General features: G+C 73.0%; 24 protein-coding genes and 1 tRNA gene. 15 read left to right on the top strand and 10 right to left on the bottom strand.

Going from position 1 to position 19,564, the window contains the following annotated elements; translation table 11 throughout:
• Positions 1-11 precede the first annotated feature (11 nt).
• Entirely contained in the window at positions 12-938 is a 927-nt protein-coding gene (locus ROT00_RS00760; protein WP_404771589.1) for a cation diffusion facilitator family transporter, read from the top strand.
• Here the strand turns inward: ROT00_RS00760 and ROT00_RS00765 are convergent.
• Complete coding sequence (locus ROT00_RS00765; protein WP_404771591.1) at positions 935-1,354, bottom strand: hypothetical protein; 420 nt, start codon at positions 1,352-1,354, stop codon at positions 935-937. The genes ROT00_RS00760 and ROT00_RS00765 overlap by 4 nt on opposite strands.
• A 64-nt stretch (positions 1,355-1,418) precedes the next feature.
• Here ROT00_RS00765 and ROT00_RS00770 point away from each other — a divergent pair, with 64 nt between their 5' ends.
• On the top strand, positions 1,419-1,838 hold the full coding sequence (locus tag ROT00_RS00770; protein WP_404771592.1) for a MarR family winged helix-turn-helix transcriptional regulator: 420 nt from the start codon (positions 1,419-1,421) through the stop codon (positions 1,836-1,838).
• Positions 1,839-1,892: 54 nt separating this feature from the next.
• On the opposite strand, the gene ROT00_RS00775 is transcribed toward ROT00_RS00770, so the two are convergent.
• Both ROT00_RS00775 and ROT00_RS00780 read right to left on the bottom strand, forming a co-directional pair.
• Positions 1,893-2,639, bottom strand: coding sequence for a DedA family protein (locus ROT00_RS00775; RefSeq protein ID WP_404771593.1), 747 nt, complete (start codon positions 2,637-2,639; stop codon positions 1,893-1,895).
• Between the two features lie 156 nt (positions 2,640-2,795).
• Complete coding sequence (locus tag ROT00_RS00780; protein WP_404771594.1) at positions 2,796-3,449, bottom strand: biliverdin-producing heme oxygenase; 654 nt, start codon at positions 3,447-3,449, stop codon at positions 2,796-2,798.
• A 100-nt stretch (positions 3,450-3,549) separates the two neighbouring features.
• Here ROT00_RS00780 and ROT00_RS00785 point away from each other — a divergent pair, with 100 nt between their 5' ends.
• The 3 genes from ROT00_RS00785 (at position 3,550) to ROT00_RS00795 (ending at position 5,906) form a co-directional block, all read left to right on the top strand.
• A complete protein-coding gene (locus tag ROT00_RS00785; protein WP_404771596.1) occupies positions 3,550-4,419 on the top strand; it encodes an LLM class flavin-dependent oxidoreductase in 870 nt (289 codons plus the stop codon).
• A gap of 70 nt (positions 4,420-4,489) precedes the next feature.
• Positions 4,490-5,128 (top strand): hypothetical protein, encoded by a 639-nt coding sequence (locus ROT00_RS00790; protein WP_404771597.1) that lies wholly within the window; start codon positions 4,490-4,492, stop codon positions 5,126-5,128.
• A 43-nt stretch (positions 5,129-5,171) separates the two neighbouring features.
• Positions 5,172-5,906, top strand: a complete 735-nt coding sequence (locus ROT00_RS00795; protein ID WP_404771598.1) for a YcnI family copper-binding membrane protein — start codon at positions 5,172-5,174, stop codon at positions 5,904-5,906.
• A gap of 3 nt (positions 5,907-5,909) precedes the next feature.
• On the opposite strand, the gene ROT00_RS00800 is transcribed toward ROT00_RS00795, so the two are convergent.
• Entirely contained in the window at positions 5,910-6,353 is a 444-nt protein-coding gene (locus ROT00_RS00800) for a hypothetical protein (RefSeq protein WP_404771600.1), read from the bottom strand.
• Positions 6,354-6,389: 36 nt separating this feature from the next.
• A tRNA-Leu gene (locus tag ROT00_RS00805) sits at positions 6,390-6,474 on the bottom strand.
• 112 nt (positions 6,475-6,586) lie between these two features.
• Here ROT00_RS00805 and ROT00_RS00810 point away from each other — a divergent pair.
• From ROT00_RS00810 to ROT00_RS00840, 7 genes are all read left to right on the top strand, one after another.
• Positions 6,587-7,813, top strand: coding sequence for a TadA family conjugal transfer-associated ATPase (locus tag ROT00_RS00810; protein WP_404771602.1), 1,227 nt, complete (start codon positions 6,587-6,589; stop codon positions 7,811-7,813).
• Positions 7,810-8,754: a type II secretion system F family protein gene (locus ROT00_RS00815; protein ID WP_404771604.1), complete on the top strand. Its 945-nt coding sequence runs from the start codon at positions 7,810-7,812 to the stop codon at positions 8,752-8,754. Before ROT00_RS00810 ends, ROT00_RS00815 begins: the two co-directional genes overlap by 4 nt.
• Complete coding sequence (locus ROT00_RS00820) at positions 8,742-9,674, top strand: type II secretion system F family protein (protein WP_404771606.1); 933 nt, start codon at positions 8,742-8,744, stop codon at positions 9,672-9,674. Before ROT00_RS00815 ends, ROT00_RS00820 begins: the two co-directional genes overlap by 13 nt.
• 95 nt (positions 9,675-9,769) lie before the next feature.
• A complete protein-coding gene (locus ROT00_RS00825) occupies positions 9,770-9,952 on the top strand; it encodes a hypothetical protein (RefSeq protein ID WP_404771607.1) in 183 nt (60 codons plus the stop codon).
• A 62-nt stretch (positions 9,953-10,014) separates the two neighbouring features.
• A complete protein-coding gene (locus ROT00_RS00830; RefSeq protein WP_404772138.1) occupies positions 10,015-10,392 on the top strand; it encodes a TadE/TadG family type IV pilus assembly protein in 378 nt (125 codons plus the stop codon).
• A 31-nt stretch (positions 10,393-10,423) separates the two neighbouring features.
• Positions 10,424-10,912 (top strand): TadE family protein, encoded by a 489-nt coding sequence (locus ROT00_RS00835; protein WP_404771609.1) that lies wholly within the window; start codon positions 10,424-10,426, stop codon positions 10,910-10,912.
• Positions 10,909-11,424, top strand: a complete 516-nt coding sequence (locus ROT00_RS00840; RefSeq protein ID WP_404771611.1) for a pilus assembly protein TadG-related protein — start codon at positions 10,909-10,911, stop codon at positions 11,422-11,424. The genes ROT00_RS00835 and ROT00_RS00840 overlap by 4 nt, the downstream gene beginning before the upstream one ends.
• A gap of 50 nt (positions 11,425-11,474) precedes the next feature.
• On the opposite strand, the gene ROT00_RS00845 is transcribed toward ROT00_RS00840, so the two are convergent.
• Together ROT00_RS00845 and ROT00_RS00850 are read right to left on the bottom strand one after the other, a co-directional pair.
• On the bottom strand, positions 11,475-12,173 hold the full coding sequence (locus ROT00_RS00845) for a hypothetical protein (protein WP_404771613.1): 699 nt from the start codon (positions 12,171-12,173) through the stop codon (positions 11,475-11,477).
• 9 nt (positions 12,174-12,182) lie between these two features.
• Positions 12,183-13,061, bottom strand: a complete 879-nt coding sequence (locus tag ROT00_RS00850) for an SUKH-4 family immunity protein (protein ID WP_404771615.1) — start codon at positions 13,059-13,061, stop codon at positions 12,183-12,185.
• 138 nt (positions 13,062-13,199) lie between these two features.
• On the opposite strand from ROT00_RS00850, the gene ROT00_RS00855 reads away from it, so the two are divergent.
• Positions 13,200-13,598 (top strand): PPOX class F420-dependent oxidoreductase, encoded by a 399-nt coding sequence (locus tag ROT00_RS00855; protein ID WP_404771617.1) that lies wholly within the window; start codon positions 13,200-13,202, stop codon positions 13,596-13,598.
• A 34-nt stretch (positions 13,599-13,632) separates the two neighbouring features.
• On the opposite strand, the gene ROT00_RS00860 is transcribed toward ROT00_RS00855, so the two are convergent.
• Together ROT00_RS00860 and ROT00_RS00865 are read right to left on the bottom strand one after the other, a co-directional pair.
• The gene (locus ROT00_RS00860; RefSeq protein WP_404771618.1) at positions 13,633-14,898 is read right to left on the bottom strand and encodes an MFS transporter; all 1,266 of its coding nucleotides are present in this window, start codon (positions 14,896-14,898) and stop codon (positions 13,633-13,635) included.
• Between the two features lie 91 nt (positions 14,899-14,989).
• Entirely contained in the window at positions 14,990-15,850 is an 861-nt protein-coding gene (locus ROT00_RS00865) for a DUF3592 domain-containing protein (protein WP_404771620.1), read from the bottom strand.
• 108 nt (positions 15,851-15,958) lie between these two features.
• Here ROT00_RS00865 and prfB point away from each other — a divergent pair, with 108 nt between their 5' ends.
• On the top strand, positions 15,959-17,068 hold the full coding sequence (prfB, locus tag ROT00_RS00870) for a peptide chain release factor 2 (RefSeq protein WP_404771622.1): 1,110 nt from the start codon (positions 15,959-15,961) through the stop codon (positions 17,066-17,068).
• Between the two features lie 75 nt (positions 17,069-17,143).
• Here the strand turns inward: prfB and ROT00_RS00875 are convergent, their stop codons facing one another.
• A complete protein-coding gene (locus tag ROT00_RS00875; protein ID WP_404771623.1) occupies positions 17,144-17,815 on the bottom strand; it encodes a TetR/AcrR family transcriptional regulator in 672 nt (223 codons plus the stop codon).
• A gap of 106 nt (positions 17,816-17,921) precedes the next feature.
• On the opposite strand from ROT00_RS00875, the gene ROT00_RS00880 reads away from it, so the two are divergent.
• Positions 17,922-19,559, top strand: coding sequence for an amidohydrolase (locus ROT00_RS00880; RefSeq protein ID WP_404771625.1), 1,638 nt, complete (start codon positions 17,922-17,924; stop codon positions 19,557-19,559).
• Positions 19,560-19,564: the final 5 nt, after the last annotated feature.

A 19,564-nucleotide genomic window follows, 5' to 3' on the forward strand; every position in this document is an offset into this window, starting at 1 on the left:
GGCTCGAGGTGATGTCACACGATCACTCCCACGACCACGCTCAGGGGGCGAACCGCGCGCGACTCATCGTCGCGATCGCGATCATCGGCACCTTCCTCGTCGCCCAGCTCGTCGGCGGACTGCTGAGCGGATCGCTCGCGCTGCTCGCCGACGCCGGGCACATGGCGAGCGATCTGCTCGGTCTCGTCGTCGCGCTCGTCGCCGCGATCGTGGCCGCGAGGCCGGCGACCGACCGTCAGACGTACGGCTACCGCCGCTTCGAGGTGTTCGGGGCGCTCGTGAACGGGCTCATCCTCCTCGGCGTCTCCGTGACGGTCGCGGTCGGCGCGATCGGGCGGCTGATCTCCGGCGCGGAGGGCGAGGCGCACGAGGTGCAGGGCGGGCTCATGCTCGTCGTGGCGATCCTCGGTCTCGCGGCCAACATCGCGGCGATGCTCGTGCTGCGCAGCGGGGCGAAGGACTCGATCAACCTGCGCGGCGCGTACCTCGAGGTGCTCGGCGACACGATCGGCTCGGCGCTCGTCATCATCGCGGCGGTCGTCATCCTGCTCACCGGATGGAACGCCGCCGACCCGATCGCCTCGCTCGCGATCGCGGCGCTCATCATCCCGCGGGCCCTCATCCTGCTCCGCGATGTCGCGCACGTGCTGAGCGAGTCCGCCCCGGTCGATACCGACGTGGCGGAGATCCGCGAGCACATCCTCCGCACGCGCGGCGTCGTCGCCGTGCACGACGTGCACGTCTGGCAGATCACCTCCGGCCAGCCGGTCTTCACGGCGCACGTGGAGGTGGAGCCCGAGGTGTTCGCCTCCGGTCGCGCGGGGGAGCTGCTCGACGAGCTCGGCGGCTGCCTCACCGCGCACTTCGACGTCGAGCACTCGACGTTCCAGCTCGAGCCCGCGGGGCGGGCTGATCAGGAGCAGGGCTCGCATCGCTAGTCGTGCGCGGCGACGAGCTCCTCCGCCCTCCGGCGGATCGTGTCGAGCACGCGGCGCACGGCATCCTGCTCGGGCTCGGTGATTCCCTCCACGAGGAGCCGGCTCGCCTGCGCCACCGCGGTGCGCGCCGCGGCGAGTTCCGCGACGCCGGCGGCAGTGAGCGTCTCCTCGTCGGCGACGAGGCCCGCGCGGCGCAGTTCGGCGAGCACGCCGTCGATCTCGTCCTGGCCCGCGGCGAGCGCGGCTGCGGCCCGCTGGCGCCAGGCGCCCGCCGAGCGGTCCGCGGTCATGGCGTTGAGGACGATCCAGGCCGGGTAGCCGGGGACCCGGATGTGCGAGAGGGTGCGGGCCAGCAGCGCGCGCAGGGAGTTCTCGGTGGGGCCGATCACGGTCGGCAGGGGGCGTGCGGATGACATCGGCGCTCCTATAGTGTTGGTGGAACCAAAACTGTATTGGTGTAACCAAGAGAAAGCAAGGGTCATGGGGACCGACTTCACCTCACTGCCCACCTGGGTGCTGAGCTCCGCCGCCTCCCGGGCGCACCAGGTGCTGCACGCCTCGCTCGGGCGAGCCGGCGTCACCGGGTACGAGTTCCGATGCCTGTCGGCGCTCGCCTCCACCGAACGGCTGAGTCAGACCGAACTGGGTGAGGCGGCAGCGCTCGACCCGCGCGATGTGACGCACACCGTGCGTGCGCTCGAGTCGCGCGGGCTGGTCTCGCGGGTCAAGGACCCCGGGCACGGGCGTCGGCAGCTCGTCTCGCTCACGGCGGAGGGGAGGGTCGAGGGCGAGCGCGCGGCCGAGGCCATCACCGAAGCCCAGGAGGCGGCGTTCGGCGGGCTGACGGGCGAGGAGCGCACCGCGCTGCTGGCGTTGCTCGACCGCGTCGCGCGGGGGTGACCGCCGCGCGAGTCGCGCCGGCTCTTCCCCGGGTGCGTGACCCGGGCTCGAGCGCTACTGCTCCTCGTGGCGGGGACCGCGCTCGAACACGTCGCGGTCGAGCACGAGGTGCTCCGCCTCGCTCTCATCGGTGACGACGTCCTCGCCGGCCGCCGCGGCGCGCTTCGCCTTCCGTGCCGACTGGAAGTAGTGCCAGAGGGTCGGGATGAGGGTCAGCACGACGGCGCCGATGAGGATCACGTCGATGTAGTTCTGCACGAAGTCCGCGACCGGCGGGATGTAGCCGATGAGGAAGCCGAAGTACGTCAGGCCGACACCCCAGATGAGCGCGCCGATGAGGTTGTAGAGCGTGTACTTCCGGTAGTTCATGTGGCCGACGCCGGCGGCGACGGGCGTGAAGGTGCGCACGATCGGCACGAATCGCGCGAGGATGACCGCGAGCGCGCCGAAGCGGTCGAAGAACGCGTTCGTGCGTTCGACGTTCTTCACGCTGAACAGGCCCGATTCCTTGCGTTCGAAGATGCGCGGACCGAACTTGTGGCCGATCAGATAGCCCACTTCGCCGCCGACGAAGGCCGCGAGGCCGATCGCGAGGCAGACCCACCAGATGTCGACGCCGAACACGAGGCTCGTGTGCGTGAGGAGGCCCGAGATGATGAGCAGGGTGTCGCCGGGCAGCAGGAAGCCGACGAGCAGGCCGGTCTCGGCGAACACGATCAGGCACACGACGACGAGGGCCCAGGGGCCGGCCGCGGCGATGATGTTCTCCGGGTCGAGCCAGGGGATGAGTGCGGTGTGCATCACGGGAAAGCTCCAGTCGTCGGGCACGGGTCGACGTGCCGCGGCGTGCAGTGTCGATGCAGTCTACCCAGGGAGCCCGGCCGCCACCCGGGTGCGCGGTGGGAAATCATCCCGTCGTAGGGGTGGGGCGTCATCCCGTCGTATGACGGCGAGGGATCAGGCGTCGAGCGCCTCGAAGATCGCGCCGTTGAAGCGGAACGAGGCGCGCACCTCGTCGATCAGCGCGTCGACCTCTTCGGCGGCGAGACCGAGCTCGTTCATCGCGGTGCGGTAGCGGCGCTTGTACTGCACGGGGCCGCCCTCGAGGTCGAAGGCGTAGAAGCCGAGCTGCTCGGGGGTCGCGCCGTAGTGGCGGGCGACGAGCGCCGCGATCGCCTGGCCGCCCGACAGATCGCCGAGATAGCGCGTGTAGTGGTGGGCGAGGTACCGCACGTCGTCGTCGGCGAGGCCGCGCAGGTGCGCCGCGTAGTCGGCGGTGGCCGGCAGGGCGGGGTGTGTCTCGCGCCAGTCCGCCGCGCCGAGCGCGGCGAGGTCGGCCTCGATGGCCGCCATGCGGGCCAGGGCGGGGTCGAAGACCGCGGGGTCGTCGCTGCGGGCGTCGCGGGACTCGAGCGCCTCGTAGATCCAGGCGAGCTGCGCGAGGTAGCGCGTGTAGTCGTCGAGCGAGCGCTCGCCGCGCATCAGCTCCACGATGAAGCCCCGGGTCTCGGTCTCGCGGTGGTCGTCGGCCGAGGCGGCGCGGACGAGGGCGGCGACGTCGAGCGGCTCGGCGGCGGTCTCGCGGTCGATGACGGGCGTGGCAGTCGACATGGGGCCCTCGGGTTTCTCGAAAGGATAGGCAAGGATTACCTTACCGTGCGTCGCTGGGGATCGCATCCGGATGTCGGAGGCGCGGGGTAGCGTCGCCCGCATGCGCTACGGATTCATCTTCCCCGGTACTGATCCGGAGCTCGCGGTCGAGCTCGCCGAGCTGGCCGAGGAGCACGGCTGGCACGGTTTCTTCGTGTGGGAGGGCATCTGGTCGCCCGACCCCTGGTCCATCCTGGCCGCCGCCGCGGTGCGCACCTCGACGATCCGGCTCGGCACCATGCTCACCCCAGTCCCGCGTCGGCGGCCGTGGGAGCTCGCCGGGCAGACGATGACCGTCGACCGGCTCTCGAAGGGCCGCGTCGTGCTCTCTGCGGGGCTCGGCGTGCCCGAGGAGGTCGAGGAGCGGTTCTGGATCTTCGAGCACGACCCCGGCCGTCGCGTGCGCGCCGAGCAGCTCGACGAGACGCTCGAGCTGCTGCCGAAGCTCTGGCGCGGGGAGCCCTTCTCCTACGAGGGGCGCCACTTCACCGCCCGCCGCACGGAGGAGATGCTGCCGCCGCCGACGGTGCAGCAGCCCGGGGTGCCGATCTGGGCGGTCGGGCTCTGGCCGAGCCAGAAGTCGATGCGCCGAGTCGCCCGCCTCGACGGCTGGCTGCCGAACTACGCCCCGCCGGGCGAAGGCGTCGCGGGGCCCGAGGCGCAGCAGCGGCAGTTCACGCCCGAGATCGGTCGGGAAGCGTACGCGTGGCTCCTCGCGGAGCGCGAACGGCTCGGCCTCGGCGATCGTCCGTTCGACTGGGTGCAGGAGGGCACGACGGGCGGGATCGATGCGGCGGCGGATGCCGAGATCGTGCGCCCCTGGGCCGAGGTCGGCGCGAGCTGGTGGCTCGACACCGACTGGTCGGTGCCGGCGGAGCGCATCGAGGAGTACTCGCGGGCCCGCATCGCCGCGGGGCCGCCCGCCATCTGACGGGTCATCCGAGATCTCTCGGGCCGTCCACGAGCCGCCCGCGCGCTCGCGGGCCGCTAGGCTCGGAGCCGTGCACACAGCGCGCGCCGCCCGCACTGCGCGGGGACTCCTGGTCGCGTGTTCGGCGACCCTCCTGGCGGCGCTCGCGCACACCATCGGCGGCGGCAGCCCGCCCGGCTTCGTCGCCCTCGCGGTCGCGCTCGCGTTCTCGGTGCCGTTCGGCATCCTGATGGTCGGTCGTCGCGGCCGGTTCCTCGGCTCGGCCGCTGCCGCGGTCGGTGCGCAGCTCGCGCTGCACGTCACCTTCTCGCTCTCCGCCGGCACCTCGCCGGCGGGAACGGCCGCGGGCGCGGATCCGCATGCACTGCACGCGGCGGTCGACGCCGCGACCCGCGGTGCCTGGCTCGACGTCGCCGGAACCGGCCAGCTCGGACACACCGAGCACTTCGGCGCCGCGATGCCCGTGGCCCACGTCGTCGCGGCGCTGCTCGCGGTGGCGAGCGTCGCGCTCGCCGACCGTGCGGTGCGCGCGCTCGCCGCGGTGGCGCGGGGCATCCTCGTCGCCGCGGCGCTCCTCTCCGTGCCGGTCATTGTTGCCGGACGCCGCCCGGCACGGCCGGTTGCGCACGTGCGCCGCAGTCCCACGCGTGACCGGCTCTCCTCGGTCCTGGTGCGGCGCGGGCCGCCGTGCGGAGTCGGCGCCGCCTGATCGGCGCACCGTCTCCCATCCGACTTCGCACGAAAGCACGCACATGACCACGAAGACCCACGTCCGCCCTGCCCTCGTGACCGCCGCCGCCCTCGGCGCGGGAGCCCTCCTCGCCCTCGGCGCGCCGCTCGCCGCGAGCGCCCACGTCGGCGTCGACTCCACCTCGACCGCCGCCGGCGCGTACACCGTGCTGAGCTTCGGCATCCCGCACGGCTGCGGCACGAGCCCGACCACGAAGCTCACCTTCACGATGCCCGAGGGGATCGACCGCGTGACGCCGACCGTCAACGCCGGCTGGACGATCGAGACGGTCGTCGAGAAGCTGCCCGAGCCGAAGATCGACTCGCACGGCGCGAGCGTCGTCGACCGCGTCGCGCAGGTCGTCTACACCGCCACCACGCCGCTGCCCGCCGATCTCCGCGACGTCATCGAGCTCTCGCTGCAGCTGCCCGCCGACGCCGAGGGGGAGACCCTCGCGTTCCCGGTGCTGCAGGACTGCGTCGAGGGCTCCACCGACTGGAGCGAGCCCGCAGCCGAGGGCGAGGAGGAGCCGGAGCACCCGGCGCCCTCCATCACGGTCACTGCGGCGGCAGAGGGCGGGCACCACGGTGCCGCCGCCCCCGAGCACGGCGACGAGCACGAGTCGGCCGAGGCCGCCGCGAGCGACGACGGCACCGCGCGCGCACTCGGCGTCACGGGCATCGCCGTGGGCGTGCTCGGGCTCGGTGCGGCCATCGCGGCGCTCGCGATCGGGCGTCGCTCCCGCTCCGCCGAGTAGCGGTCAGGCCGCGTCCGGCCGGTCGGACTCGACCGGCCGGACGGGGCCGTCCGCGCGGCCTTCCCGCAGCAGCAGCCTGGCGCCGCCCCGCGCGAGCATGAGTGCCACGATGAGGACGGTCACCTGGAAGAAGCCGCCGAGGTGCACTGCGTCGCCGAACACCAGGTCGGTGGCCTCGAGCACGAGGAACTTGCTGCCCGGAAGGACCACGAGGAGCACGGCCGCCCGCAGCACCCGTTCACCGGGGGTCGTGGCGAGCCGGAACCGCCCGAGCGCCCAGGTCTTCAGCGCGACGACGAGCTCGAGCACGAGCTTCAGCAGCACGGCCGTGAGCAGCGTCACGAGGAACGACTCGGTGATGACCGCGGGGAACAGCTGCACGAAGACGCCGAGCACCACCGTGTACGCGAAGACGTCGACGACGTCGGCCGCTGAGATCCGCCGCATGCCGCGAGCGTAGCGCGGAACCGGGGCGCGGGTGACTGGTGCGGAAGGAGGGACTCGAACCCTCACGCCCGAAGGCACAGGAACCTAAATCCTGCGTGTCTACCGGTTTCACCACTCCCGCGAGTGCCCGACCAGTCTAGGTGCGCGGCGTCGCGATCGGCGGTGTCGAGGCGTCGCCCGGGGATGTGGATAAGTTCGGACCTCCAGGGGCGGCGGTCTGGAGGATGAGTCGCATGCCAGATGCCGTCCACGCCCTGTCCCGCCTCGTCCGGGAGCGCGCGATCCGGGAGGGCGTCGATCTGTCCGCCGATCCCGTCGCGGCCGATCGCGTCGCTCGCGAGGAGGTGCGCCGCTATGGCGAGCGCGCGCTCGTGAGCGGTGCGGAAACGGTGGGCGACGAGCGCGCCACGACGGCCGGCGTGCTCGCCGAGCTCACTGGGTACGGCGCGCTGCAGCCGTACTTCGACGATCCCGAGGTCGAGGAGATCTGGATCAACGGGCCGGAGCGGGTGTTCGTGGCCCGCGCCGGGGTGTCGGAGCTCACGCCGGTGACCCTCGTCGAGCGCGAGGTGCGCGAGCTCGTGGAGCGGATGCTCCGTCCGTCCGGGCGACGGCTCGATCTCTCCCAGCCGTTCGTCGACGCCGCGCTGCCCGACGGGTCCCGCTTGCATGTCGCCATCCCGGAGGTGACGCGCGCGTGGTCGGTGAACGTCCGCAAGTTCCGCCGCGGGCTGCATTCGCTCCCTGCGCTCGTCGGGCTCGGCGCGTTGAGTCGCGAGGCGGCGGAGTTCCTGCGCATGGCCGTGCTCGCGGGGGCGAACGTGCTGGTGTCGGGTGCGACGCACACCGGCAAGACCACGTTGCTCAATGCGCTCGCGGGGTGCGTGCGCCCGGCCGAGCGCGTCGTCACCGTGGAGGAGACGTTCGAGCTCGACATCGCTGCCCGCGATCTCGTCGCGATGCAGTGCCGCCCGCCGAACCTCGAGGGGGCCGGTGAGATCTCGCTCCGGAGGCTGGTCAAGGAGTCGCTGCGGATGCGGCCCGATCGGCTGATCATCGGCGAGGTGCGCGATGCGGAGAGCCTCGACCTGCTCATCGCGCTGAACTCGGGCATCGCGGGCATGTGCACGATCCACGCGAACTCGGCGGGGGACGCCCTCGTGAAGCTCTGCACCCTGCCGCTCCTCGCGGGGCGCAACATCGATGCAGGGTTCGTGGTCCCCACCGTCGCGGCGTGCGTCGACGTCGTCGTCCAGCTCGGGATCGACCGGCACGGCCGGCGGACAGTGACCGAGATCGTCGCGACGACGGGGGAGCACGAGTCGGCCGCCGTCGAGACGGTGGGGCTCTTCCACCGGGTCGACGGCGAGCTGCGCAGCACGGGTGCGCGGATGCCTCGTCCCGAGAAGTTCGACGCGGTCGGGCTCGATCCGGCCATCGTGCTCGGCGACCGCGCGTGAGCGCCGCGCTCAGGAAGCCCGCGCTCGTGGACGCCGAGTTCGCCAGTGTCTTGCTCGTCGAGGCACGACCGGCGGGCGCGCTGCTCGGGCTCGCGCTGGGGCTCGGCGTGCTGCTCTCGGTCGCTCCGTGGCTGTGGCCGCGTCCGGTCGCCGCGCCGAGGCGCGGAGGTGCGCCGATCCTGCTCGGGCGCGTCCGGGACGAGCTCGCGCTGGCGGGGCTCGCACGCGTGCCGCTCACGGTGGTGGTCATCACGAGCGTGCTCATCGCGCTGCTCGGCGGCGCACTCGTCTTCGGGGTGTTCGGAGTGCCGGCGCTCGCCGCAGCGGCGGCCGCCCTCGGCGCGGTCCTCGTCCCGGCGGCGATCAGACGCCGCGCGAACGCGAAGCGGGCGGAGTATCGAGCGCTCTGGCCGGACGTCGTCGATCATCTCCTCGCCTCGGTGCGCGCGGGTCGTTCGCTGCCCGAGGCGATCGCCGATCTCGCCGGACTCGGCCCCGCGGGCGTGCGCAGCGCGTTCGCCGAGTTCGCGGCCGGGTATGCGCGCACGGGCGACTTCTCCGGAGAGCTCGACCGGGTGAAGCACCTCCTCGCCGATCCGACCGCCGACCGCTTGCTCGAGGCGGTCCGGATGGCGCGCGAGGTCGGTGGCACGGAGCTTCCGCAAGTGCTCCGCACCCTCTCGAGCGCGCTCCGCGAGGAGGGAGCGATCCGCGCGGAGGTGCACGCCCGGCAGTCCTGGCTCCGCAACGCGGCCCGTCTGGGTGCCGCCGCTCCGTGGCTGCTGCTCGGGGTGCTGGCGACCCGGCCAGAGGCGGTCCAGGCGTACGACTCGGCAGCCGGGGCGGTCGTCATCGCTGCCGGGGCTGCGATCACCGTGCTCGCCTATCGGCTGATGCTCGCCATCGGGCGGCTCCGAGCGGAGCGCCGGTGGTTCAGGTGACCGCCTTCGCCCTCGTCGTCGGCCTGCTGCTCGGGCTCGGCGCGTGGCTGCTGCTCGCCAGCGCCCCGCGTTTCGGGCGACGTCCGCTCATCGAGCGCGTCGCACCCTTCGTGTCGGATGTCTCGGCCGCGGCGCGCGACGTGCTCGATCGTCGCCCGAACGACCCGGCACTGGTGCTCGCCGCGGTCTTCGAGATCTGGGGCATCCGGCTGCGCCGCATCTCCGTGCTCTCCGCGCAGAGCGGTGCGGCCGCACTCCGGCTCAGGCAAGCGGGCTGGCACCGGAGCGTCGAACGGTTCCGCCTCGAGCAGTCGAGCGTCTCGGCGATCGTGGCGATGGCGACCGCGGCCGCGATCCTGTTCGCACCGGCCGCCAGTGCCGGCCCGGTGCTGATCGTCGGCGGACCGATCGCCGCGGCGTTCGCAGCAGCGGCGGCCTGCGAACTGCTGCTCCAGCGTTCCGCGCGCCTCCGTCTCGCGCGCATCGACGACGAGTTGCCGACCGTGCTCGAGTTCCTGACGCTCAGCCTCACCGCGGGCGAGTCGTTGCTCGACGCCGTGCGCCGGGTCGCTCGATCCGCCGACGGCGAGCTGAGCGCCGAGTTCGCGCGCGTCGTGGCTTCGGCCGGTGCCGGATCGCCCCTCATCGGAGCGCTCGCCGAGATGCGGGATCGGCTCGCGCACCCGCCGCTGACCCGTGCGCTCGATCAGGTCCTCGGCGCAGTCGAGCGAGGCTCCCCGTTGGCGGCGGTGCTCCGCGCCCAGGCCACCGATGCCCGGGAGTCGGCGAAGCGTCGACTCATCGAGGCGGCGGGCCGCAAGGAGATCGCGATGCTGGTGCCGCTCGTCTTCCTCATCCTGCCCGTGACCGTGGTGTTCGGCTTGTACCCCGGCTACGTGGTGCTGCAGGCGGGGTTCTGACGTGGAGCGTCAGAAGACCTCCCGGCGAAGCGAGACGCCGAGCCGAACGGCGCCGAGGAGGAGTCCACCGGAACGAACGATGAGAGGGGAACACGATGGAGAAGCACGACGTCCGGCATCAGCTCGCGCGAGTCGGCGAGGAGGAGCGGGGGGACGTGCCCGGCTGGGTCCTCATCACTTTGATGACCGCGGGGCTCGTGGCGGTGATCTGGGCGCTCGCGGGACCGGCGCTCGGCGGGATGTTCGAACAGGCGATCGAGCGGGTGAGCGGCCTCTGAGCGGCGGTGCCGGGTCGGCTCCGCCGACGCCGAACGCGGCGAGCGAGCCGCCACGGCGTCCACTGCACGACGATCGCGGCTCCGCGGTCGCGGAGTTCGCGATGGTCGCGATGCTGCTCACCGTGCTCGTGCTCGCCGTGGTCCAAGTCGCACTCGCACTGCACGTGCGGAACACCGTGCTCGACGCGGCTGCGGAAGGGGCGAGATACGCCGCGCTGGCCGGGGCGGCGCCGCAGTCGGGCGCCCATCGCACGCGTGAGCTCATCACGACTGCGCTCGGGCCGGCGTACGCCACCGAGATCGCGCAAGCGCGCGTCGATCGCGATGGCGTCGAACTCGTCCGGGTCACCGTGCGGGCGGCGCTGCCGGTGCTCGGCCTGCTCGGTCCGGCGGCAAGCCTGGAGGTGTCGGGGCATGCCGCCGTCGAGACGATCGGCTGAGCATGCGGGTCGGACCACCTTCCCGGGCCCGGTGGAGCGCCAGACTCGGGCCACGCGGAACTGCAGCGCCGGCCCTGCTGACCGCGGCTCTGCTGACCGCGGCTCCGCCTCGCTCGAGTTCCTCGGCGCCGCGCTGCTCCTGCTGGTCCCGATCGTGTATCTCGTGATCACGCTCGGGGAGCTCCAGGCGGCCGCCTTCGCCGTCGACGGTGCGGCGCGTCACGCCGCCCGTGTCGCGGTACTCGGCGGCGAGGCCGATCCGCGCCGCTCGGCGGAGGCCGTCGTCGACCTCGTGCTCGACGATTTCGGACGCAGCGGCGACGAACGGCGAGTCTCGATCGACTGCGGCGGGGGAGGGTGCGCGGCCCCGGGTACCAGGGTCCGGGTGACGGTCCAGCTCGACGTGCGGCTGCCGTTCGCGCCCCCTGTGCTCGGTCTCGACCAGATGCTCGTGGTGCCCGTCGAAGCCAGCGCCGTGCAGCCCGTCTCCCGGTGGGTTTCGCCGGAGGACGCGCGATGAGCGGGGGCGCTCCGCTCCGCACCCGTCGACGGCGATCCGAGGCGGGCGGCGGGCGCGCATCCGCGGCGGTTGCGAGATGCTCCGAGGAGCGCGGCTCCACCCTGCCGCTCGTCTTCGGCTTCGCGCTGCTCGCGCTCGCCGTGGTGCTCGTCGTCGCCTCGGCGAGCTCGCTCTACCTCGAGCGCAAGCGACTCCTCGCACTGGCCGACGGCGCCGCGCTCGCCGCGGCCGATGCATGGACGATTGGCGACGCCGTCGCAGGAGCCGATGGGGTGCGCATCACCACCGACGGCGCGGCGATGCGGAGCGCCGCCGTCGCGTATCTGACCGAGAGCGCGCCGTCCGGGATCGCGCTCGTCGCGGTCGAATCGGCAGACGGCGCGAGCGCGACCGTGCGGCTCCGGGGCGTCTGGCGGGCACCGGTGAGCAGCGAACTCCTGCCCATCGAGGTCGAGCTCGAGGTCGAATCGACCGCGCGCTCGGTCTTCCAGGTGCCGGCGGAGCCGGGCTGACGACCGGGCGGCGGAAAACGGACGACCGGGCCGCGCCGGACGCGGCGAGCTCAGCCCGCGAGCGGCGACGGCAGCTTCGAGGAACGGTACCCGTCGCGCGCGCGAGTCGGCTGCCAGCGTCGCCAGTGCTTCGTCGACAGCCGGAACGGCAGATGGTCCTGCAGGTACCGCGCCGCCGGGGAGAGCCGCTCATCGGCCGGCAGGTTCAGCCAGAGCGAGAGCGACGATCCGGCCGTACCGGAGTTCGCGCGCACCCCGGAGACTCCGAGCAGCCGGCCGTAGTCGTCCACGGCGAAGCCGCCGAACGCCTCCGGCGAGAGCCCGGCGAACGGCTCGCCCGTCGCCGGATCGACCAGCTGCACCGGGAGGCTCTGCGAGAGCGTCGCGAGCGACGCCCCGTACTTCGTCGTCGCGCCGATCTCGGACTCGATCGCCTCGAGCACCTCGGCGACGGACTCCGGGCGCACGTTCCAGTCGCGGCGGACTCGCTGGGTGCGGCGCGGCCCGCCGAGCACGTCGGCGGCGAAGGCCGCCAATCGCTCCGTCGCGGCCGGGTCGCCGTCGGCGGAGATCGAGAACGTCCACTGCGCCGGCTCGGCGGGCACCGTGCACGCCGCGAGGAAGCGCTGCACCCGCGCCTGGGCATCGGTCGGGCGCTTCACGCGCAGCGAATGGGCGCCGCCCGCGGCCGCGGGCAGTCCGTCGTACGTCACGACCTCGGGCATCGTCGGGTTCGCATCCGGCGTCATGGCCACAGCCTAGGCAACCGGGCCGGACGGCCCGCCGTCGAAGCGCCCGGCCGCCCGCCGCTCGGCGACGAGCGAGACGAGCGCGGTGAAGGGCTTCGGGGCGTCGAGCGCGACGAGCTCCACGCCGGCGGGCACCGCGGGCGTCCTGGGTGCGTCCGGCGCCGAGGCATCCGCCCCACCGAGGGTGACGACCAGCCGCAGCGCGGGGAACGCGAGTTCCTCCAGCGTCGCGACCGCCCCGGCGGGCAGCACGAGCACCTGCGCCGGACCGGTGCGGACGGCGCCGGGCACGACGGTGTCGGCGAGCGTCGTGGCGAGGCTGCCGCGGAGCGAGACGTGGGGGAGGAGCTCGGCGTAGCCGGAGAGCGTCAGGCCCTCCGCGGCGAGCGCCTGCCGGAGCCGGAGCATCGGCAGCGCCACGACGACCGTCGGTCCGCCGGCGGGGGCGGCGACGATCGTGGCGGGGCCCGCCGGACCATCCGCCGTGATCCCGTCGCCCAGCTCCTCGGCCGCGATCGACCAGAACGTCTCAGGGTCCGCGAGCGCGGGGTCGACGACCCGCACCGCCGCCAGCAGGGCCCCCTCGATCACCCGCAGCTCGTGCTCGCCCGCACCGGCCGAGCGCGCGAGGGCGTCGGCGTACGCGGCACCCAGTTCGGCGAGCGCGGCCGGCGACGGGGCGATCGGCTGGGCCTCGCCGTCCGGAAGCTCGATGCAGAGCACCCGTCCGCTCTCCCGGTCGACCCGAATCTCCGAGAGTCCCGCGTCGCGCGCGATGCGCGCCTGCCGCTCACCGTCGAACGGCGGCTGCAGCCACTCGCCCGGATACGGGACGGCGCGGACGGATGCGGTCAGGGACGCGACGATCTCGGCATCGGTGAGCACCATTGCAGGCTAACCGAGCCCAGCCGGATGAGCCGAGCCCGGACGCACCGCGGAGGCGGGTGCGCCGAGCGGGACGCACCGAGCCGGCGCGGGTGCGCCGAGCGGGTGGAGACACCGAGCCGAGGTGCTTGACTGGTGACCATGACGATCGAGATCCCCGAGCACCTCCTCCGAATCCTCACCGCGCCCGTCTACGGCCACCTCGCCACCGTGCGGCCGAACGGCGAGGTGCAGGTGAACCCCATGTGGTTCGAGTTCGACGCCGAGGCGCAGGTGATCCGCTTCACGCACACCACGAAGCGCGCGAAGTTCCGCAATCTGCAGGACAACCCGGTGATGACGCTCGAGGCGCTCGACGCCGACTCGCCCTTCAAGTACGTCGAGGTGCGCGGCCGCCTCGTCGAGACCGTCGCCGACCCCACCGGCGAGTTCTACGCCCACCTCGGCCGCCGCTACGGCGACGCCGACGCGCAGCCGCCGGCCGACAAGGCCGACCGGGTCATCCTGGTCATGTCCGTCGAGAAGGTCGCCGGCCAGTAGGCCGGACCCGTCCGAGCGCCGGGGGAGCGGCGGATCAGTCCGCTCCCTCGGCCCGGTCCTCGCCCTCGTCGCGCCGACGCGCGCGCCGCCCGGGCACGTAGCGCGGCACCCAGCGGAGCAGCATCCCCGCGCCCACGAATCCCAGCACGCCAATCGCGGCACTCGCGGCGGCGATCGAGACGAGCGAGGTGACCGCGGAGACGACGAGCGGCGCGGCCGCCTGACCGGCGTCGCCGATCGTGCGGTACGCGCCCAGGAATGCGGCGGGATGCCGCTTCGGCGCGAGGTCGGCACCGAGGGTCAGGATGACCCCGCTCGACACGCCGTTCGCGAGCCCGAAGAGCACCGCCACCGCCACGAACCAGGCGTCGTTGCCCGGCACGTCGTGGGTGAACGCGAGGATCAGGTGCCCGGTCGCGAGCCCGACGAGGCCGGGGATCGCGCTCCACAGCCGGCCGAACCGGTCCATCACCTGCCCGCTCACGTAGAACAGACAGAAGTCGATCGTCGCCGAGATGCCGATGACGAGCGCGGCGGTCTGCGGCGGCATCCCGATCGACACCGCCCACAGCGGCAGGATGATGGTGCGGCTCGCGCGCACCGCCGCCAGCAGGCCGATGCCGGAGCCGATCCGCGCGAGCACGCCCCGGTGCTCGACGATGGCCCGGAACACGCCCTGCGGCGCCTCGCCGTCCGCGGCGGCGCCCCGGCCGACGCCGAACACCCGCTCCGGGTCGGGCAGGAGCACGAGGACGACGACCACCGCGAGGCAGGCCGCCACGAGCACCCAGAGCACCTGCTCCGGGCTCCCGGTCCACGCGATGATCGCCGCGGCGAGGAACGGGCCGCCCGCCCAGCCGGCGCGGAACACCCCCGCGAGCGTCGACAGGGCGCGGGCCCGCACCCGCGCTGGCACGAAGCTCGTCAGGAACGCGTGACGGGCGAGGCCGAACACCGCGGTCGCGAGCCCGAGCAGGAGCACGCCGATCGCGAGGGCGGCGACGCTCGGCAGGGCGAGGGCGACGACGACGCCGATGACGGAGAGCATGGCCGCGCCGATCATGGCGTTCCGCTCGCCGATGCGGGCCACCAGCCAGCCGGCGGGGAGGTCGCCGAGCAGCTCGCCCACCATGAGCATCGCGGCGACGAGGCCGGCGATCGCGATCGAGGCGCCGCGCTCGGTCGCGACGACCGGGATCACGGGGATGATCGCGCCCTCGCCGATCGAGAAGAGCAGCGTCGGCAGGTAGGCCGGGAGGACGATCGAGCCCCAGGAGAACTGCGGCTGGGAGTCGGTCATCGCCTCCGACGCTACACCCGGCACCCGCGACGGGCGGACACCCGGCGGGGGCGACGGGCGGACACCCGGTGCGCCGCAGGCCCGGGGGCGGTCAGAACTCGTTGCGGCGGAAGTCCGCGGCGGTCGCGGCCGGCCCGCTCGCGAAGAAGATGCGCGAGGTGTCGCCCGGGTTCGAGGGGTCGTAGAGCACCGTCACCGGGGCGCCGACGGGCGGCACCTCGGCCGTGCGGTACTTGACGTTCCGCTTCACCCAGCGGTCGGTGCCGCTGAGGTCGGTGAACTTCACCGTGATGCTGAAGAGCACCCAGGCCGAATCGCCGGAGGGCACGGTGCTCTCGGTGACGACGCCGGGCGCGCGTCGGCCGGTGAGGAGCATCCGCTCGATCAGCGCCGAGCGTCCGGCGCTGCGGCGCCGCGCGCCGAGGCCCGCGAAGTACGCCGCGACGGCGAGGAGCCCGAAGAGGCCGGGCAGCCACCACTGGGCGGCGTAGAAGATCCACGCGCCGACGCCCCACACCTCGTCCTCGCCGAAGGTCGGGTCGATCTGCATGCCGACCTGATCCGGCGCGGTCCACGACGCGGTGCCGATCCACAGCCCGATCGCGAGGCCGGCGAGCAGCAGGGTGAGCGGTCCGACGCCCACGAACCGGGTCGCGTCGCCGGAGAAGCGGTGATTCCACTTCGCGTACAGCGCCCACGCCGCGATGCTCGCGACGATGCCGACCGGGAGGAGGAAGGTCGTGCCCGGCATCTCCGAGTTCCAGTTGGAGAACACGCTGTTCAGCTCCATGAGCCGGAAGGTGTCGAGGATCCCGGCGAGCGCGTAGGCGGCGAGCGCCCCGGTCGCGACGAGGAGCAGCGCGAAGAGGACGGCGGCGAGCGCTGCGCCCGTGCTGCCCTTCTGGCGTTCGAGGCGGTCGCGGTGGGCGGCGGCGGGATCGATCGTGCTCACGGCGTCAGCCTAGCGACCCCCGTGCGGGGGGACCGGCCTGCGCGAACGTGCAGCTCGGCCCGTCGATGCACGCCGGGAGGCTCTGCCGCGACTAGGCTGGTGGGCGCCATGTTCGAACTTGACCTGTCGACCGAGATCTCCGCGCTCCGCGCCACCTTCCGCGACATCCGCGCCGTCGTCGACACCGACGCGCTCGAGGCGGACATCGCCCGGCTGTCCGAGGAGGCCGGCGCGCCCGATCTCTGGGACGACCCGGCGAACGCGCAGAAGGTCACGAGCGCGCTCAGCCACCGTCAGGCCGAGCTCAAGCGCATCACCGCCATCGAGTCGCGCATCGACGACCTCGAGGTGCTCGTCGAGCTGGCGATCGAGGCCGACGACGAGGACAGCGCCGCCGAGGCGCGCGCCGAGCTCGTCTCCCTGCAGAAGGCGATCGGCGACCTCGAGGTGCAGACCCTCCTCGACGGCGAGTACGACGACCGCGGCGCGGTCGTGACGATCCGCTCCGGTGCGGGCGGCGACGACGCGACCGACTTCGCCGAGATGCTCATGCGCATGTATCTGCGCTGGGCCGAGCGGCACGACTACCCGGTGAAGGTGCTCGACACCTCCTACGCGGAGGGCGCGGGCATCAAGTCGGCGACGTTCGAGATCGACGCCCCGTACATCTACGGCACCCTCTCGGTCGAGGCCGGCACCCACCGCCTCGCGCGGATCAGCCCCTTCGGCGGCGCCGACAAGCGGCAGACGAGCTTCGCCGCGGTCGAGGTCATCCCGATCATGGAGGAGGCGAAGGAGGTCGAGGTCCCGGAGAACGACATCCGCGTCGACGTCTTCCGCTCCTCGGGCCCCGGCGGCCAGTCGGTCAACACGACCGACTCCGCCGTGCGCATCACGCACATCCCGACCGGCATCGTCGTCTCGATGCAGAACGAGAAGTCGCAGATCCAGAACCGCGCTGCCGCCATGCGGGTGCTCCAGACCCGACTGCTCCTCGCGAAGCGCGAGGAGGAGGCGGCGCAGAAGAAGGAGCTCGCGGGCACGATCACGGCGAGCTGGGGCGACCAGATGCGCTCCTACTTCCTCTACGGTCAGCAGCTCGTGAAGGACCTGCGCACCGGCTACGAGGTCGGCAACCCGGCGACCGTGTTCGACGGCGATCTCGACGGGCTCATCGCGGCGGGCATCCGCTGGCGGAAGCAGAAGCCGAGCGACTGATCCGGTCCGCTCGGGCGCGCGTCAGCCGCGCGCCCATCCCGTGCGGAGGCGCGCGTCAGCCGCGCCGGGGCCGCGTCAGCCGCGCGTCCATCCCGTGCGGAGGCCGGCGAGCAGGGCGCGGATGCCGAGTGCGAAGCTCGCATCGGTGGGGCGGATGCCCCGTGCCGCCGCCCGTTCGGTGCGCGCCGCCTCGGCCGCGGTGAACGCCGGTGCGCCCGCGCCCGCGTCGCCGGGCGCCATGATGTCGTCGGGGGCCGCCGCGTCGAGCGCCGAGCCGATGATGAGCGCCTCGAAGGTGACGAGCGCATCGACCGCCTCATCGTCCGGGCAGCCCTCGGCGATGAAGCGCCGCACGATCGTGTCGTAGTTCTGCACCGAGCGCTCCTGGCCGTCGATCGGCGTCGTCGCGAGCAGTTCGATGCCGGCGGGGTGGGCCGCGGTGACGTCGCGGTACGAGTGCGCCCAGCGCGAGACGGCTTCCTCGAGCGGCACGGTCTCGTCGGCGAAGCCCGACACGTCGAGCTGTTCGGCGAGGGCGCCGCGCATGGCGCGGACGACATCGGCCTTGCCCGCGAAGTAGTGGTAGAGCGCGGGCGGGTGCACCGAGAGCGAGCGGGCGAGCGCGGCCATCGTGAAACCGTCGGGGCCGGCGGTGCGGGCGAGCTCGAACGCGGCGTCGACGATGTGCTCGGCGCTCAGCACCCGGGTCCGCGGACGGCCCGCTCGTCGCGCGCTCGGTTCAGGCAAGAGTCCTCCGGTTTTGCAGTGGCACTTCAGTGAGAGTAGCGTGTGCGCTACAAATTTAAGCACCTTAAATAATGCGGTCGGAGCCGACCGCTCGGAAGGCGGCGACATGCACTGGAGCTTCGCGGACACCGTGCTCGTGGGCGGGCGCATCATCACGATGGACCCGATGCGCCCCACGGCGGAGGCGGTCGCCATCCGCGACGGCCGCATCGTCGCCGTCGGCGACGAGTCCGTCGTCGGCGATTTCCGCGGTGCCGCGACGGAGGTGATCGACCTCCGCGGCGGTGTCGTCACTCCGGGCCTCATCGACGCGCACATGCACCCGATCCAGGGCTTCGAGCTCGCCGTCGGCGTCGACTTCGGCGGGGTCCGCGACCCGGAGACCTTCCTCGCGATGCTCCGCACCGAGGCCCGTCGCGTCGCCGACGGCCGCGCGGCCGGCGGGTGGGTGCGCGGGTGGAACATCGACTACGACGTGTTCAGTCGGATGCCGATGACGGCCGCCGCGATCGACGACGCCGTCGAGGGCGCCCCGGCCTTCCTGATGTTCTTCGACGGGCACACCGCGCTCGCCTCCACCGAGGCGCTGCGCCGTGCGGGCATCACGGGGCCGCGGCGCTTCGGCGACACCTCCGAGATCGTCGTGGACGAGCAGGGCCGACCCACCGGCGCGCTGCGCGAGGACTCCGCCTTCGACCTCGTGCTGCGCACGGCCCCCGAGCACACTCCGGAGGAGATGCGCGAGCTCGTGCGGGCCCTCCTCGGCGGGCTCGCCGAGAGCGGCATCACCGGAGCCTGCATCATGGACGGCAACCCCGGCACCCTCGACCTCCTCGAGGACCTCGACTCCTCGGGCGACGGACTGCCGCTCCGGCTCGTCTCGGCCATGGCGCACAACCCCGGCTACGACGAGGACCGCACCCAGCACTATCTCGCCCAGCGCGACCGGCACGGCCGGCGCTGGCGGGGCGGCCTCGTGAAGCTCTTCAACGACGGCGTCATCGACACCGGCACCGGCTGGCTCTACGAACCCGACACGCACGGCGACGGCCTCAGCTCGTTCTGGGCCGACGGCGCGGAGTTCGAGCGCGTCGTGCAGCGCTACAGCGAGGCCGGCTTCCAGATCGCCACGCACGCGATCGGCGACCGCGCCATCGGCACCACGATCGACGCCTACCTGAAGGCGGGCGTCCAGTCCGGCCGTGGGGCCCCGCACCGGATCGAGCACCTCGAGCTGCTCGCCGACCGCGATCTCGCTCGGCTCGGCCAGACCGGCATCACCGCCTCGGTGCAGCCGCTGCACATGCAGTGGCGGAAGGCCGACGGCTCCGACTTCTGGGCCGAACGTCTCGGTCCGGAGCGCGCTGCCCTCGGCTGGCGGGTGCGCGACATGATCGACGCCGGGGCGATGGTCGCGCTCGGCTCCGACTGGCCCGTCGCGCAGACCGATGCGCGCATCGGCCTCGCCTGGGCGCGTCTGCGGCGCGAACCCGGCACCCCCGACGCCCCGGTGTTCGAGCCCGACCAGCGGCTCACCCCGTACCAGGCCCTACAGGGCTACACGGTCTGGGCGGCTCTCGCCCAGGGCGACCGCGACCTCGGTGTCATCGCACCGGGGTACCGCGCCGACCTCGTCGTCTGGGAGTACAGCCCCCTCGACGTCGACGCCGACGCACTCCTCGACCTCCCCGTCCGGACCACGATGGTCGACGGGCGACCCGTGTACGCGGCATCCGCCGCCTGACCCCC

The organism is Agromyces mediolanus (genome assembly GCF_044917495.1).
Classification (GTDB): Bacteria; Actinomycetota; Actinomycetes; order Actinomycetales; family Microbacteriaceae; genus Agromyces; species Agromyces mediolanus_B.

Coding starts and splice junctions, on each gene's coding strand:
- ROT00_RS00860 (WP_404771618.1), bottom strand. CDS start 14,898: ATGACCGACTCCCAGCCGCAGTTCTCCTGGGGCTCGATCGTCCTCCCG.
- ROT00_RS00765 (WP_404771591.1), bottom strand. CDS start 1,354: ATGTCATCCGCACGCCCCCTGCCGACCGTGATCGGCCCCACCGAGAAC.
- ROT00_RS00770 (WP_404771592.1), top strand. CDS start 1,419: ATGGGGACCGACTTCACCTCACTGCCCACCTGGGTGCTGAGCTCCGCC.
- ROT00_RS00850 (WP_404771615.1), bottom strand. CDS start 13,061: ATGGTGCTCACCGATGCCGAGATCGTCGCGTCCCTGACCGCATCCGTC.
- prfB (WP_404771622.1), top strand. CDS start 15,959: ATGTTCGAACTTGACCTGTCGACCGAGATCTCCGCGCTCCGCGCCACC.
- ROT00_RS00855 (WP_404771617.1), top strand. CDS start 13,200: ATGACGATCGAGATCCCCGAGCACCTCCTCCGAATCCTCACCGCGCCC.
- ROT00_RS00780 (WP_404771594.1), bottom strand. CDS start 3,449: ATGTCGACTGCCACGCCCGTCATCGACCGCGAGACCGCCGCCGAGCCG.
- ROT00_RS00795 (WP_404771598.1), top strand. CDS start 5,172: ATGACCACGAAGACCCACGTCCGCCCTGCCCTCGTGACCGCCGCCGCC.
- ROT00_RS00845 (WP_404771613.1), bottom strand. CDS start 12,173: ATGACGCCGGATGCGAACCCGACGATGCCCGAGGTCGTGACGTACGAC.
- ROT00_RS00775 (WP_404771593.1), bottom strand. CDS start 2,639: ATGCACACCGCACTCATCCCCTGGCTCGACCCGGAGAACATCATCGCC.
- ROT00_RS00810 (WP_404771602.1), top strand. CDS start 6,587: ATGCCAGATGCCGTCCACGCCCTGTCCCGCCTCGTCCGGGAGCGCGCG.
- ROT00_RS00800 (WP_404771600.1), bottom strand. CDS start 6,353: ATGCGGCGGATCTCAGCGGCCGACGTCGTCGACGTCTTCGCGTACACG.
- ROT00_RS00825 (WP_404771607.1), top strand. CDS start 9,770: ATGGAGAAGCACGACGTCCGGCATCAGCTCGCGCGAGTCGGCGAGGAG.
- ROT00_RS00785 (WP_404771596.1), top strand. CDS start 3,550: ATGCGCTACGGATTCATCTTCCCCGGTACTGATCCGGAGCTCGCGGTC.
- ROT00_RS00760 (WP_404771589.1), top strand. CDS start 12: ATGTCACACGATCACTCCCACGACCACGCTCAGGGGGCGAACCGCGCG.
- ROT00_RS00840 (WP_404771611.1), top strand. CDS start 10,909: ATGAGCGGGGGCGCTCCGCTCCGCACCCGTCGACGGCGATCCGAGGCG.
- ROT00_RS00880 (WP_404771625.1), top strand. CDS start 17,922: ATGCACTGGAGCTTCGCGGACACCGTGCTCGTGGGCGGGCGCATCATC.